12 protein-coding genes are annotated in these 14,638 nt (G+C 50.4%); 11 read left to right on the top strand and 1 reads right to left on the bottom strand.

Annotation, left to right across the window (positions count from 1 at the left end):
- Window positions 1-10 precede the first annotated feature (10 nt).
- From H8S75_RS20815 to H8S75_RS20805, 3 genes are all read left to right on the top strand, one after another.
- Window positions 11-1,198, top strand: coding sequence for a MalY/PatB family protein (locus H8S75_RS20815; protein ID WP_187023222.1), 1,188 nt, complete (start codon window positions 11-13; stop codon window positions 1,196-1,198).
- A 118-nt stretch (window positions 1,199-1,316) separates the two neighbouring features.
- Complete coding sequence (locus H8S75_RS20810; RefSeq protein WP_117622128.1) at window positions 1,317-2,393, top strand: ethanolamine utilization protein EutH; 1,077 nt, start codon at window positions 1,317-1,319, stop codon at window positions 2,391-2,393.
- Window positions 2,394-2,700: 307 nt separating this feature from the next.
- On the top strand, window positions 2,701-3,501 hold the full coding sequence (locus H8S75_RS20805; protein WP_002601339.1) for a DeoR/GlpR family DNA-binding transcription regulator: 801 nt from the start codon (window positions 2,701-2,703) through the stop codon (window positions 3,499-3,501).
- Window positions 3,502-3,526: 25 nt separating this feature from the next.
- On the opposite strand, the gene H8S75_RS20800 is transcribed toward H8S75_RS20805, so the two are convergent.
- Window positions 3,527-4,999: an FGGY-family carbohydrate kinase gene (locus H8S75_RS20800; protein ID WP_187023221.1), complete on the bottom strand. Its 1,473-nt coding sequence runs from the start codon at window positions 4,997-4,999 to the stop codon at window positions 3,527-3,529.
- Between the two features lie 319 nt (window positions 5,000-5,318).
- On the opposite strand from H8S75_RS20800, the gene H8S75_RS20795 reads away from it, so the two are divergent.
- The 8 genes from H8S75_RS20795 (at window position 5,319) to H8S75_RS20760 (ending at window position 14,552) form a co-directional block, all read left to right on the top strand.
- Window positions 5,319-6,638 (top strand): extracellular solute-binding protein, encoded by a 1,320-nt coding sequence (locus H8S75_RS20795; RefSeq protein ID WP_187023220.1) that lies wholly within the window; start codon window positions 5,319-5,321, stop codon window positions 6,636-6,638.
- A 181-nt stretch (window positions 6,639-6,819) separates the two neighbouring features.
- Complete coding sequence (locus tag H8S75_RS20790) at window positions 6,820-7,716, top strand: carbohydrate ABC transporter permease (protein ID WP_002601336.1); 897 nt, start codon at window positions 6,820-6,822, stop codon at window positions 7,714-7,716.
- A gap of 12 nt (window positions 7,717-7,728) precedes the next feature.
- Window positions 7,729-8,574, top strand: a complete 846-nt coding sequence (locus tag H8S75_RS20785) for a carbohydrate ABC transporter permease (RefSeq protein ID WP_002601335.1) — start codon at window positions 7,729-7,731, stop codon at window positions 8,572-8,574.
- Window positions 8,575-8,590: 16 nt separating this feature from the next.
- A complete protein-coding gene (locus H8S75_RS20780) occupies window positions 8,591-10,303 on the top strand; it encodes a glycoside hydrolase family 3 protein (protein ID WP_187023219.1) in 1,713 nt (570 codons plus the stop codon).
- Between the two features lie 31 nt (window positions 10,304-10,334).
- Complete coding sequence (locus H8S75_RS20775) at window positions 10,335-11,480, top strand: glycoside hydrolase family 88 protein (RefSeq protein WP_187023218.1); 1,146 nt, start codon at window positions 10,335-10,337, stop codon at window positions 11,478-11,480.
- A gap of 68 nt (window positions 11,481-11,548) precedes the next feature.
- A complete protein-coding gene (ulaG, locus tag H8S75_RS20770) occupies window positions 11,549-12,607 on the top strand; it encodes an L-ascorbate 6-phosphate lactonase (RefSeq protein WP_002601332.1) in 1,059 nt (352 codons plus the stop codon).
- A gap of 21 nt (window positions 12,608-12,628) precedes the next feature.
- Window positions 12,629-13,492 carry an L-ribulose-5-phosphate 3-epimerase gene (locus H8S75_RS20765; RefSeq protein WP_187023217.1) on the top strand — a complete coding sequence of 288 codons (864 nt, stop codon included), beginning with the start codon at window positions 12,629-12,631 and terminating at the stop codon, window positions 13,490-13,492.
- Complete coding sequence (locus H8S75_RS20760) at window positions 13,482-14,552, top strand: hypothetical protein (RefSeq protein WP_187023216.1); 1,071 nt, start codon at window positions 13,482-13,484, stop codon at window positions 14,550-14,552. The genes H8S75_RS20765 and H8S75_RS20760 overlap by 11 nt, the downstream gene beginning before the upstream one ends.
- Window positions 14,553-14,638: the final 86 nt, after the last annotated feature.

Genomic DNA, 14,638 nt, shown 5'->3' with positions numbered 1-14,638 from the left:
GTGAGCGGAGATGAATACAGGCTGTTTTGATGAGGTGATCAGCAGAAGAGGGACCAACTGCGCGAAATACGATGAAATGGATGAAAAGTACGGGAAAGACATCCTGCACTGCGGTGTGGCCGATATGGATTTTCGCGCGCCGGAACCCATACGGGAGGCGTGCCGGAAGGTGACAGATCACGGAATATATGGCTATACCAATCTTCCGTCCTGTTATCCCGCTGTTGTGGGGGAGTGGATCCGCAGAGAATACGGATGCAGGGTCGAAGATGAGTGGATCCTGTTTTCCCCGCGAATCAATATTGGGCTAAACATGGCCGTGGAGACGTTTACAAAGCCGGGAGACAGGATCATTGTTCATACGCCGGCTTACCCGGCCCTTATGGATGCGGTGAATAAGCATGGCAGAATCATGATCGGGAGTCCGCTGGAATGGGACGGAACACGCTGGAGTATGAATTTTGACGCATTGGAATCGAAGATGGATGCTTCTGTGAAAATGATGATTCTCTGCAATCCCCACAATCCGACGGGCAGGGTCTGGGAAGCGGAGGAATTAAAGGCGGTGGAGTCCTTCTGCCTGCGCCATGAACTGTTTCTTTTATCCGATGAGATTCACGCCGATATAATAAGGAAAGGCAGACGGTTTTGCAGCATACTGTCGCTCTCCGAACCGATGAGGAAGAGGATGATCGTATACCAGTCCGTGACGAAGACGTTCAACATTCCGGGAATTATGTTTTCCAATATGATCATACCCGATGATTCCATGCGTCAGGCGATGAAGGCGACGGTAGACCGGGAGGGATTCCATAATCCAAACATATTTGCGGCGGCAGTGATAAAACCCGCGTATCGTGAGTGCGGAACGTGGAAAGAGGAATTAAAACGCTGTCTGGATGAAAATATGAGCTTTTTGGCCGGATATTTAAAGGAACACATGCCGCTGTTTGAACTGAGGGAACCGGAAGGAACCTTCCTGGCATGGATTGATTACAGAAAGACAGGGATGACGGAAGCGCAGATTGTTAAGTTTTTTCTGGAGGAGGCGAAGGTATCCGTCTATGAAGGCAGCCATTTTGGGGAAGCCGGGCTGGGATTTATCCGGCTGAATGCGGCGGTTCCGAAACGTGTGCTGGAGGAGATTCTGGACAGGACGAGAAACGCGTATTCTTTGAGATTCAGCGGTAAAGAATAGAAGATTCATACCTGCTCAAAAGCGAATGAGGTCTTCCACGAGTATCGTGTTTGTGGTACAATGAGACACAGCCGACAGTGTCCGGTGAGAGATTAAATTTGATTTTGGAGACAGAGATATGATAAACCGGATTATTATGATCATTATGGCGCTGGGCGCCGTGGCTGGGGGAATTGACCGTATCCTGGGGAACCGTTTTGGGTATGGGAAGAAATTTGAGGAAGGCTTTCAGTATCTGGGGCCGACCGCGCTGTCCATGGTGGGGATCATCTGCCTGGCCCCGCTGGTATCGGGGACGCTGGGAAGACTTATCATTCCGGTTTACCGGTTCCTTGGGGTGGACCCCGCCATGTTTGGAAGCCTTCTGGCCATCGATATGGGCGGATATCAGCTTTCCATGGAGCTGGCGGAGAATCCGCTGATCGGAAGGTACGCGGGAATCGTGGCGGCCTCCGTGTTTGGCTGTACGATTGTCTTTACCATTCCGGTAGGGATGGGGCTGATCGAAGAGGGCGACCGCCCTGTATTTGCAAAGGGGATTATGCTGGGACTGGCTGCCATGCCGGCGGCGCTGATCACCGGAGGGGCTGTGTGCGGCCTGGGGATCGGGGAGATTCTGCATCAGAATCTTCCTGTTCTGGTTCTGGCCCTTCTGCTGGGAATCGGTCTGTTCCGCATTCCTGATGGCATGGTGAAAGGCTTTGAGGTGTTCGCTGTTCTTATCCGTACCGTGATAACCGCCGGGCTTGTGCTGGCGGCGGTTACATATATGACAGGATTTGTGGTGATTCCCGGAATGGCTCCCATCGAGGAGGCCATGGCGGTGGTTTCCTCCATTGGTGTGGTGCTTCTGGGCAGCCTTCCCGTGACGGAATTTTTACAGCGCCGGCTGAAACGGCCCTGTACCGCGCTGGGCGCCAGAATGGGGCTGGACAGCATCAGTGTCCTGGGGCTGCTGGTCAGTATCGTGAGTCCCATACCGGCGCTCGTCATGATGAAGGACATGAACACGTTTGGCAAGCTTGTCAATGTGGCGTATATGGTGAGCTCCGCCTCCATGCTGGCCGCCCATCTGGGATTTACCGTGAGCACCGAGCCGGACATGCTGCCTGCGCTGCTGGTGTCCAAACTGGCCGGGTGCGCGGCTGCGATTGCGCTGGGATTCATAACGTCAAAAACAAAGAAGAGATTATAGGTTACTGTTTATAGCCAGGAATTTTAAATTCAAATTTTAAGTTCCTGGCTATTGAACTGTTCAAATAATGAAATATATGGTATGATATGTACTATATAAGCATTTGGCGGGGAATGCCGGACTGAAACACCGCAGATATTTGCTGCAATGTTCGATAAAACGTTCTGAACGAATCCTTTTTCATTAAGAAACGTTCGTGAAATGCGATGCATCTGAATGAAACGATCAGGAAAATGTATTTTAAGTGAAAATGTCTTCTGCGGAAGGCAGGAAACGAAACTATAACAGGATATAAGAGGTTGTCGAAGTGAAAAACAAAAAGGGTGTCATTGTAAAAAGGCAGCAGACGATTTTACAGAGACTGCAGAAAGAGAAAGAAGTATCGGTCGATCAATTAGCCAATGAACTGGGAGTCTCACCGCTTACCATAAGACGGGATTTGATTGAATTTGAAAATCAGGGATTTGTGAAACGCCATTACGGCGGTGCAAAATTGATAGAAGGCACCCTTTTTGAAGATCCGACGCTGGATGTCCCGCCTGCCACCGGTCAGGACGGAACGACGGATTACAGAAGAGTCGTTGCAAAGAAGGCTGCAGAACTGATTGAGGAGGGCGATATAATATTCGTCAACAGCAGTAAGACGGCTCTTTTAATGCTGGACTATATATCCGGCAAGCGGGTCAGCGTGATAACGAATAATGGAAATGCCATTACCAGCAGTCACGATCCGCTGGTCAGCATTATTCTGACCGGCGGAGAGCTGCACGGAACGAAATGTTCCCTGGTAGGGGATTTTGCACTCGCCACCATACGGAAGATCCGGGCGAACAAGTGCTTCATCGGAGTCAGCGGGATCACGGCAGAAGGCGAGATCAGCACGGCGGTACTTCAGGAAACCATGGTAAACAGCCTGATGATCGAGCGGGCAAAGGATATGGTCGTCATACTGGCGGATCATAAGCGGATCGGCAAGCTGCATAATTTTATCATCGCGGATACCCATCAGATTACCCATATCGTTACGGACGAGCTGGCCGACGAGGCGGTTACGTCAAGGCTGGAAAAAGATAACGTGACCATATTGAAGGGCCACGTTACCGATTGATATGTAAGGACAGATAACAGAATATTTAAGTGTAAGGATACAGTCTGGAATAAGATTCCTGATATAGACTGTATCCTTTTTTGTAGTTGTCCCTGTTTTCCGGGAGTGTCTGTGTAACGGCATCGGAGGCCCGGGCGGCCCGAAAGGCTTCTTCCCAGCCGGGATACAGCCCGGTGGCTACGGCGGCGGACATCCATGCGCCTAAGGCAGTGGACTCCGGATTGCTGTACTGGGTGACCGGCGTACCCAGGATTCCGGCCAGGGATGGCGCCAGGGACGGGCATTTCGTAAGGCCGCCGCTTAAGACAATGGACGAGGGGGCAGGAAGATACCGTGCCATGCACTCCATATTGACCTTTATCTCATAGCAGATCCCTTCTAAGATGGCTCTGGCTATATCCCCTCTTGAGGAGGACAGCGTGAGACCCAGGAGGGAGGCCGTGGCCATGCTGTTCCAGTCTGGCGTCCCCTGCCCCTGAAAATAAGGCAGAGCGATGATGCCGCCTGCCGCAGGAGGCGAATCCAGGATTTCCCGGTTGATCGAATCGAAGCCGTGGTCGCTGTCAGGATAAAAGGCGTTATGAAACCAGTTAAAGGCGGAACAGCAGGCCAGAATACTGCTCTCTAAAACGTATTTCCCCGGTATTGCACTGACGCCCGCGATGACTTCGCTGCCTTTAACCACAGGCAGTTCATCGCAGCCGCTGATGATGTAAGCGCCGGTACCTGTCGTGATCTGGGCGTCTCCGTGGTGGATCACCCCCTGGCCCAGCGCGGAGCACTGCTGATCGCCTCCGGCCGATATGAGCGGCGTCCCTTCCAAAAGTCCGGTGAGCCGCGAAAATGGGCCGGATATGTGTCCCGCCACAGTGCCGGGAGATATGAGATCACAGAGCTTGGAGCGGGGGAGTTCAAAGAGCCGCAGAAGCTCCTCATCCCACTCCCGGGTTCCCAGATTCATGAGAAGAGAGCGGCTCCCGTAGGTATGGTCGGTGACCAGAGTACCCGTCATAAACCATACCAGATAATCGGGAATGACCGCCAGTTTTGCCGCATGTTCAAACAGCTCCGGCTGATTCCTGCGGATCCAGGCCATTTTACTGCCGGAGTAAACCGGATTAATCCGGCTTCCTGCCTTTTGGATTATGACAGGATCAGACTTCTTTAAATCATGGCAGAGAGACATTGTGCGTTTGTCCTGCCACATGATTGCCGGAGACAGCGGTTCCATATCCTTCGACAGAGGAAGCACGGAGGATCGCTGTGAGGTGAGAGACAGCACATCAATCTTCCTGTTTTCTTCTTTGGCGGCCTGCGCCAATCCGGAACAGATCCGGATCAGTGCCGAGGTCCAGTCAGAAGCATTCTGCTCTACACAAATCTGATCAATATAGAACGGGGAATAGGAAATTTGAATCTTTTTCAGTTCTGCTGCGTGCGCATCGTATAAAATCCCCCTCATGCTGGAAGTACCAACATCAATCACTAAAACGTTCATATAACCCTCCTGAATGAACGAAAAAAAGAAAAAACTTGAGAATACAGGGACAGCATACCAAAAAATGTACAATAAATCAATAGAAAATCGCGCGAATTGCAATAAAAGATAAAAATAGAATTCATAAAAGTGCTTAAATGAACAGTTTGAGACGAAAAAACGCATAAAAACAACAAGAAACGAAAAATATTTCTTGACACTATTGACATAACGTACATAAAAGAATATAATGAACATACAAAACAATCGTAAAACCAATAAATGATCGTAAAAGTGATTGGCGGTTTTTATTGGCATTCAAAATGGAGGGATTATTCACATGAAGAAAAGAAACGTAAGTGTAATGCTGGCAGCCGCAGCCGCAGTGACAGTTCTAGCAGGATGCAGCGGTACCGGAACAAAGACAGAGACCACAACAGCAGCTCCGGCGACTGAGTCTGCGACAACAATGGCGGGAGAAAGCAAAGATGCGTCAGGAGAAAAGACGAAATTAAAACTGGCTCTTTGGGACTATGACGTGGAGGGCTCTGTATACCCGGCCATGATGGAGGCGTTTAACCAGAAATATCCTGATATTGAAGTGGAAGTCATCAACGCGCCAGCCAACGATTACGAGACAAAGCTTACCACGATGCTGGCTTCCGGCGACGACATTGACGTATATTTTGCAAAATCCAATACTTCTTATCCGACGCTGGTACAGAAGAATTTTGCCCTCGACTTAAATGCCATAGCGAAAGAAAAAGGATTTGACCTCACCCCTTACGGAACTGTTCTGGAACAGCATTATGTGATTGACGGCGGCCTCTATGCCCTTCCGTTCCGGACCAATGACTGGGTGATCTATTATAATAAGAAGATTTTTGATGATGCAGGAGTTGCATATCCCACCAATGATATGACATGGGAGCAGTTCTTTGAACTCGGAAAGCAGTTAAGCCATGACGATGTCTACGGATGCGCGTTCTATCCAAAACCAGGATTTATCGCACCGTGTCTCGTCGGAGCCGTAAACGGGTTTGATATTACCTCCAGCGATTTTAATGAGCTGGTGCCGGCAGCTGCAAAGGTTATGGCAGCGATGAAAGACGGAGTCTGGGAAGACTATGCGGAGTCTGTCTCCATGTCGAAGGATCAGACATACTTCTACCAGGGAAAATGGGGCATGCTGTATAACGGTTCCTGGATGACGCAGCTTCTGGAAGCACAGGATCTTGGATTTGATTACGGCATTGTGAAATCTCCCTATTGGGAAGGAACCGAGAAGAAGGGCTTCGCAACCTCTACGCCGGTACTGATCAATCCTAAGACGGAAAAATTAGATGCGGCATGGGATTTGATGACATTTCTCTGCGGAGAAGAGGGCGCAAAGATCGTTGCAGAATCCATGCTGGTTCCGGGATACATGACAGATGAGATTATGACCACATTTAAAGAGAGCACAGGGCTTGACGAATCATCCATGGAAGCGCTGACGGATAATGTCAGCTACGGCCTTGGAGAGGCAAGCGTGAATTTAGGCCAGATGTCAAGTGCGGTAAACGAAGAACTTGAGCTTGTTCTTACAGACAACCAGTCTCCGGAAGAGATGGCTGATAACTTAAATACCCGCCGTGAAGAGATTCTGTCTCAGAACTAAGGGGTGGTTCCTGAGCCGGTACGATATTTTGAGCACTGCACTGCGCCGTTTATTACGCAGTGCAGCATTCAAGTCTGCCGGCTCAGACTTTAAAAAGCGTCACGCGCTGAGCGGAGATGACATGTATTGCACGTGAGCGGCCAGGGAACGCCGCGAAGTGCTCATAACAAGGAGGGACGATATGGCAAAAACGACAGCAGTATACAAGTCGAACCAGGTAGTGGTCAACCGGAACAGGAAGATGGCGTTCTGTTTTTTGCTGCCAAATATCATCGGATTTGCAGTTTTTACCTTAATACCGGCTGTTTGGGCAATCGGTTTAAGCTTTACGAATTGGGACGGGTCCGGTGCTGCTAAGTTTGTGGGAATTAAAAACTATATCAATCTGTTTCGCGATTCAAACTTTACGATATCCCTTTGGAATACCATTATTTATACGGTGGGGACTGTGCCGTTTATCATCATGCTGTCGCTGGTTATGGCATTTATTCTGGATTCCGGCATTAAGTTTTCTTCTGCAATCCGTGCGGCGCATTTCTTTCCGCATATTTCCTCTATTGTTGCGATTTCGGTTGTATGGCAGTTTCTTTATTCCAAGAATGGCCCCTTAAATCAGATCCTGCACAGCATTGGCCTTCAAAATGTTCCCGCGTGGCTGTCGGATAAGGACTGGGCGCTGCTGGCTGTGATGATCATGATTATCTGGAAAGGAATCGGATACTATATGATCATTTATCTGGCGGGCTTAAAGGGGATTGATAACTCGCTGTATGAGGCGGCTACCGTAGACGGGGCCAATTCGTTCCAGCGCTTCCGGTTTATTACGATTCCACAGCTTAAACCGGTTACCTTTTACATAACCATCATGTGCATCATCAACTCGTTCCAGGTATTTACGCCGATTTTCATCATGACAAAGGGCGGTCCGGGACGCGCTACATCCGTGCTGGTGCTCCAGATTTACAAAGAGGCATTCCAGAATTACAAGTTTGGCTACGCATCGGCAGAGGCTATGGTACTGTTTGCCTGTATCTTAGTGGTGACGTTGATTCAGTTCAAACGTCAAAAACAGGATTAGGAGGGAGAGAGCATGGCAGAAAAAAAGAAAAAAACCGGACTTGCGCTGTTCTTATCGATTGTCAAGTATACGGTCGTCATCGCATCGTCTTTAACTATGATTCTTCCGTTCCTCTGGATGCTGTCTTCTTCCTTTAAAGACAGTCTGGAAGTCTTCAATTTCCCCATCCAGTGGATCCCTCAGAATCTGAAACTGGAAAATTACTCCTATATCTGGAATAAGGCCAATTATCCGCAGCTGTTTTTTAACACACTGAAGCTGACGGTGGTGATTACCATTCTGCAGATCGTGACGTGCAGCCTGGCGGCTTACGCATTCAGCAAGCTGGTATTTCCGGAGAGAGATAAGATCTTCATCCTGTACCTGGCAACCCTGATGCTTCCCTACCAGGTGGTTATGATTCCTCAGTTTTCCGTTATCAAGATATTCGGACTCACCAATACCCATATGGCGCTGATCCTGATTCAGGCGTTTAACCCCATGGGTGTATTCCTGATGAAGCAGTTCTTCGATGGAATTCCCAATGAATTGAGCGAGGCGGCGCGGATTGATGGCCTGAATGAGTTCGGCATCTATTCCAAAATCATCATGCCTCTTTCCAAATCGGTAATCGGAACGCTGGTGATCCTGACCTCTGTGTCCGTATGGAACGATTTTCTGGCTCCGCTTATCTACATTAACTCCAGGGAACTGTATACGATTCAGCTGGGACTGCGCAACATGATCAGCGAGTTTACGGCAGAGTACGGGCCGATCATGGCGGCATCGGTCATCTCGATTATACCGATCCTGATCGTATTCCTGTGTTTCCAGAGTTTCTTCGAGCAGAGTCTGGCATCCTCCGGTGTCAAGGGATAAGAAAGGAGCGTACGGTATGAACGTGGATTTTAAGGCAAAGCCATTCTTCCTGGATGAGAGTGATATTGCATGGGTACAGGACTGTATGAAGAAAATGACCGTGGAAGAGAAGGTCAGCCATCTGTTCTGTATTTTAATCAAGGATAAACCGGTGGAAGAGATGGCCGCGGAAATGGATGCCCTGGGCTTTTATCCGGGCGGCTATATGACCGATGTTTTTCCGGCGGGGAAAGTAAAAGAAAATTTCAAAAAGCTTCAGGCCAGAACCGGGATTCCTCTGCTGTTCGCATCCAATCTCGAGCGGGGAGCGGATGGGATCTGCAAAGAAGGCACTTTATTCGGAACGCAGATGCAGGTTGCGGCAGCCGGAGATAAGAGATGGGCGTATGAACTGGGGCGGGTCTGTGGGGAGGAGGCGGCGGCAACCGGGGCCAATTGGAACTTTGGGCCGATTCTGGATATTGACACGAATTATCACAATCCCATTACGAATACGAGAGTGTTCAGTTCCGACCAGGAAACGGTCCTTCAGATGTCCAGGGAGTTTGTCAGAGGACAGATGGAAAACGGTATGGCCGTATGCTTGAAGCACTGGCCCGGAGACGGGCGGGATGAACGGGACCAGCATATGGTAACCACCATCAACGACTGCACGGCCAGGGAGTGGGATGCCTCCTATGGAAAGATTTATAAAGCATTGATAGAAGACGGCGCGGAAACCGTCATGGCCGCCCATATCATGCTGCCGGCATACTCCAGAAAGATGAATCCGGATATCCGGGATGAGGAGATTCTTCCCGGCTCCCTGTCCTGCGATCTGACCACAAGGCTCCTGCGGGAGCAGCTGGGATTTAACGGGCTGGTGGTGACGGATGCCACGACGATGACCGGATTCATGCAGACCATGGCCAGAAGAGATGCCCTGCCCCTTGCGGTGGCGGCAGGCTGTGATATGATCCTGTTTACCCTGGATTTAAAAGAAGATTACCAGTACGTGCTGGACGCGGCAGCAGATGGGACCATCAGCAGGGAACGTCTGGACGAAGCGGTTGCACGGATTCTGGCATTGAAGGCTCATCTAAAGCTTCATAAAAAGATGGAGGAGGGAACCCTGTTTCCGGGAGATGAGGCGCTGAAGGTGTTTGAACGCGAGGATAACCGCAATCTGGCCAGGGAGTGCGCGGACCGGTCGGTTACCCTGGTTAAGGACACCCAGAACCTGCTCCCCATAAGCCCCAAAACGCAGAGACGGATCCTGCTCCATGTCCTGGGCGACAAGGGCGGTTACCACGATCCCATCTGCAATCAGGCGGAGTATCTGGCCGGGCTGCTGGAGAGAGAAGGGTTTGAAGTGACTGTCTACGATGCTTCCAGAAAAGATCTGCTTCCAATTGGGAACAGCATAGAGAGCATGACGAAGCGGTTTGACCTGATTCTGTATTACTGCAGCGTGAAAACTTCCGGCAGTGACAATGTTTCCAGAATTTCCTGGACCGCGCCGGGTGGATGCAACACACCCAGATACATTTATGAAATCCCGACACTCTTTATATCTGTGGATAACCCTTATATGCTCCTGGATGTGCCAAAGGTCAGGACGTACATCAATGGTTATACACCCAGCAGATACGTAATCGATGCCATAGTCGAAAAAATAATGGGGAGAAGCCGGTTTACAGGAAAAAATCCGGTGGATCCGTTTTGCGGGCTGTTCCATACCCGGCTTTAAAGACTGCTTGACATCAGAAAGTGAGAATAAGATGGACTGGACCTGCGAGGCAGAACGAAAAATTATTGAAAAAATGGACTGGGTTTCAGAAAAATCCAGATTTAAAATCCCGTATACGACGGTTTCGGGAACTCATGACAACAAGATTGACGAGGACCGGCAGTTTGGCTGGGATGACGGCGTTTCCTGGTGGACCAACGGCTTCTGGCCGGGAATCATGTGGCTTCTCTATCTGCGCACCGGGGACCAAAAGTATGTGGATATCGCCCGGTATGCGGAAAAAAAGCTGGATCAGGCATTTGCCGATTTCTATGGGCTGCATCACGATATGGGCTTTGTATGGCTTCCGTCTGCGGTGGCCGATTACAGGATCACGGGAAATCCGGAGTCGAGAAAACGCGGCCTGATGGCAGCCACCATCCTTTCCGGCCGCTTCAACCCGGCGGCCCGGATATTCCGGGCATGGGATCAGTGGAGCGGCGCGCCGGATGAGGACACGGCGGGATGGGCCATTATTGACTGCATGATGAACATCAATCTGCTCTACTGGGCCTCCGATGAAACCGGTGATCCCAGATTCCGGGAACAGGCGGTGATGTATGCCGACCAGGTGATGAAATACTATATCAGGCCGGATGGCTCCTCCAATCATATCATGAGGTTCGATCCGGTGACCGGGGAGCTCACAGGGGCTCTGGGCGGCCAGGGATATGCGGAGGGCTCCAGCTGGACCAGAGGCCAGGCCTGGGCCATGTATGGATTTGCGTCGAGCTATATCCATACGAAGGATGAACGCTATTTAGACACCGCCAAACGGACGGCGCATTACTTTATAGCCAATATACCGGAAAACGGCCTGATCCCGGTTGATTTCCGGGCGCCGAAGCAGCCGTATTATGAGGATTCCTCGGCGGCAGCGGCAGCAGCCAGCGCGCTTCTGGAGCTTGCGCGGCTGACCGCAGCGTGTGAATCGGAGGTCTATCGGCGCGCAGCAGAAAAGCTATTGAAGGCACTGTACGAGAAACGGTGCAATTTCTCAAAAGGCAGCGACTGTATCCTGGAAAAGTGTACAGCGGCATATCACCATAAAAATCATGAGTTTCACATCATTTATGGAGATTACTATTTTATAGAAGCAATCTTTAAGCTTCGGGGTGAAACTTATCAAATGTGGTAACGGGCACTCACAGAAACCGGACAGAAAGCGTTTCCGAGGGCACTCGGTAGAAAATGGAGGAAGCAAATATGAGCAAAGTAACAGAACTGACGAGAGAAAAATGGATTTTAGGCGCGTTTCCGGAATGGGGGACATGGCTGAATGAAGAGATCGACCAGGAGGAGGTAAAGCCGGGAACCTTTGCGATGTGGTGGATCGGCTGTACCGGACTCTGGATCAAAACAGAAAATAAAACGAATATTGCCATCGATCTGTGGTTTGGCAATGGAAAACGGTCTCAGAAAACGAAGGAGATGGACCCGTTTCATCAGATGCGGAATATGACCGGCGGCCGTGCGACACAGCCGAATCTCCGGGCTGCGCCCATCGTCTACGACCCGTTTGCTGTTACAGCCGTTGACGCGGTACTGTCCACCCATTACCACAATGACCATATTGATCCGTTCTTTGCGGCGGCTGTGATGCAGAACTGCGGCGGCGAGGTGCCCTTTATCGGTCCGCTGAAGAGCGTGGAAAAGTGGCTGAGCTACGGCGTTCCGGAATCGAGATGCAGAGTGGTCAAACCGGGAGATACGATTAAAATAAAGGACGTGGAAATCATGGTCACGGATTCCTTTGACAGAACGTGTCTCGTCACGGCGGATGAGGACATCCGGGGCGTGCTGCCGGACGATATGGACGACAAGGCTGTGAACTATGTGATTAAGACACCGGCCGGAACCGTGTACCATTCCGGGGATTCCCATTACAGTACATACTATGCCAAACACGGAAAGGATTTCGACATTGATATTGCCTTTGGTTCCTACGGAGAGAATCCGGCGGGCAATCAGGATAAGATGACATCCGTGGATATTCTTCGTATGGCGGAGGCATTAAAGTGCAGGGTGGTGATTCCGATCCATTACGACGTATGGACCAACTTTAAGGCAGATCCCCTTGAGATTCTCATGCTTTACAACTATAAGAAAGACGTTTTACAGTACCAGTTCCATCCGTTTATCTGGGACGTGGGCGGCAAATACGTCTGGCCGGTGGACCGGGATAAGATCCAGTACCATTACAGACGCGGCTTTGAAGACTGCTTTACGGATGAGCCTAACGTACCGTTCCGTTCCCTGCTGTAAGACCGGGGCAAAGGAGTAACGATGAAATTATATACCTTGGGACTTTATGAGAAATCCATGCCAAATGAGTTAAGCTTTCGGGAAAAGCTCACGTATGCCAGAGAGGCGGGGTATGATTTCCTGGAAATGAGTATCGATGAAACCGAAGAAAAACTGGCGCGGCTGGACTGGAGCGTGGAAAAGCGGGCCTCTCTCGTACAGGATATGTACGAGGCGGGGCTTCCGATCCGGACCATGTGTTTAAGCGGCCACCGGAAATACCCGTTGGGAAGCAGCGAGGAATCCGTTCGGATCCGCGGCATGGAAATCATGGAAAAGGCCATCAATCTGGCGGATGACCTGGGAATCAGAATTATCATGCTGGCGGGATATGACGTGTATTATGAGGAGTCCAGCGAATTTACAAAAAAGATGTTTGAAATGAATTTGAGAAAAGCGGTGGATATGGCCGCCAGCAGGAGCATACTGCTGGGCTTCGAGACCATGGAAACCGAGTTTATGAATACGGTTGGAAAGGCCATGAAATATGTGCAGCTGATGGGATCGGATTATCTGGGAGTATATCCCGACATCGGCAATATCACCAATGCGGCGAAGCAGTATAAGACTGATGTGATTGAGGATTTAAAGTCGGGGAGCGGCCGTTTGCTGGCCATGCATTTAAAAGAGACGGTGCCGGGGAAATACCGGGAGATTCCGTACGGAAGCGGCCACGTGAATTTTGAAGAGGCGATCAGAGAGGCGTGGCGGCTGGGTATCCGAAGATATGTGACGGAATTCTGGTATACAGGAGGCGGCGACTGGAAGGATGAACTCCGGAAGGCGAATCGGATGATGACCGACATACTTGGCAGACAGGCGAAGGAGGATGAACATGCAAGTTGAAAAAAAGGTGCTGGCCAATTTAACAAAGTGCTATTCCATCGCCCCCCTGACGTATCAGGGAAGGTTTCATTTTCTGGTGGCAGCAGAGAAGACAGACCGCTGTATCCTGTTCGATGAGACGGGAAAGGAGGTGGACACCGTATGGGAGGGGCCGGGCGGAGTCATGACGATGGTCCAGGTGCCGGGAAGTGACGGCCAGTTTCTGGCGACCCATAAGTTCTATTCCCCCAATGATTCCAAAGAAGCAAAGCTTGTAACCGTAACGCCTGCAGACGGAGTCTGGGAGGTGAAAACCCTGGCGGAGCTTCCGTTTGTGCACCGGTTCGATATTCTCATCAGAAACGGTGTAAAGTACTTGATCGCCTGTACGCTGAAGTCCGGCCATACATATAAGGATGACTGGAGCTGCCCCGGAAAGGTTTACTGCGCCGTGCTTCCGGATGATTTGAGCACTTTTGACGAGGCCCATCCGCTGCCGCTTACGGTCTTAAAGGAAGGGCTGACGAAAAACCATGGCTACGCCAGGACAGAAGACGGCGGCATGGATACGGCGGTGATCTCCTGTGAAAACGGTATATTTCAGTTCCTTCCGCCGGAACAGAGGAACGGGGAGTGGGAGATCCGGGAACTCCTCGATATACCGGCTTCCGATGCGGTGCTGCTGGATCTGGACGGGGACGGCAGAAAGGAACTGGCGGTGCTGTCGCCGTTTCATGGAGATACGTTTTCGATCTATCAGGACCGGGGAGAAGGCTTTTTTAAGGTATATGAATGCCCGGATAAAATGGAATTCTTACATGCCGTTTATGGCGGCCCGCTGTGCCGGATTCCCCGGGTCGTAATCGGTTTCCGGAAGGGCGAACGAAATCTCGTATCATTTTCTTATTGCAGGGAGAGCGGGACGTATGAGCGCGAAATCATTGACAGGGACTGTGGTCCGGCCAATGTCTGTCATTACATGGTGAATCAGAACGATGTGATCATATCCGCCAACCGGGAAACCGACGAAATCGCCATGTATACGGTGACGCCGTCTTCTGACGAACTGGAGCGTGTCTGAAAATTGCTTCTCCTCCTTTTTCTATTGACAAATCCATATTTCACATAAAAATATATTGAAAGGGAAATGGGTATTTTGCCGTACAG

This window comes from Hungatella hominis (assembly GCF_014288005.1).
GTDB lineage: Bacteria > Bacillota > Clostridia > Lachnospirales > Lachnospiraceae > Hungatella > Hungatella effluvii.
Note: the sequence above shows the minus strand (reverse complement) of the source record. Positions and strands in the feature narration are given on the sequence as shown.

Bases quoted from the DNA above. Each gene is read 5' to 3' on its own strand.
- H8S75_RS20815 (WP_187023222.1), top strand. From the start codon at position 11: ATGAATACAGGCTGTTTTGATGAGGTGATCAGCAGAAGAGGGACCAAC.
- H8S75_RS20810 (WP_117622128.1), top strand. From the start codon at position 1,317: ATGATAAACCGGATTATTATGATCATTATGGCGCTGGGCGCCGTGGCT.
- H8S75_RS20800 (WP_187023221.1), bottom strand. From the start codon at position 4,999: ATGAACGTTTTAGTGATTGATGTTGGTACTTCCAGCATGAGGGGGATT.
- H8S75_RS20795 (WP_187023220.1), top strand. From the start codon at position 5,319: ATGAAGAAAAGAAACGTAAGTGTAATGCTGGCAGCCGCAGCCGCAGTG.
- H8S75_RS20790 (WP_002601336.1), top strand. From the start codon at position 6,820: ATGGCAAAAACGACAGCAGTATACAAGTCGAACCAGGTAGTGGTCAAC.
- H8S75_RS20785 (WP_002601335.1), top strand. From the start codon at position 7,729: ATGGCAGAAAAAAAGAAAAAAACCGGACTTGCGCTGTTCTTATCGATT.
- H8S75_RS20780 (WP_187023219.1), top strand. From the start codon at position 8,591: ATGAACGTGGATTTTAAGGCAAAGCCATTCTTCCTGGATGAGAGTGAT.
- H8S75_RS20775 (WP_187023218.1), top strand. From the start codon at position 10,335: ATGGACTGGACCTGCGAGGCAGAACGAAAAATTATTGAAAAAATGGAC.
- ulaG (WP_002601332.1), top strand. From the start codon at position 11,549: ATGAGCAAAGTAACAGAACTGACGAGAGAAAAATGGATTTTAGGCGCG.
- H8S75_RS20765 (WP_187023217.1), top strand. From the start codon at position 12,629: ATGAAATTATATACCTTGGGACTTTATGAGAAATCCATGCCAAATGAG.
- H8S75_RS20760 (WP_187023216.1), top strand. From the start codon at position 13,482: ATGCAAGTTGAAAAAAAGGTGCTGGCCAATTTAACAAAGTGCTATTCC.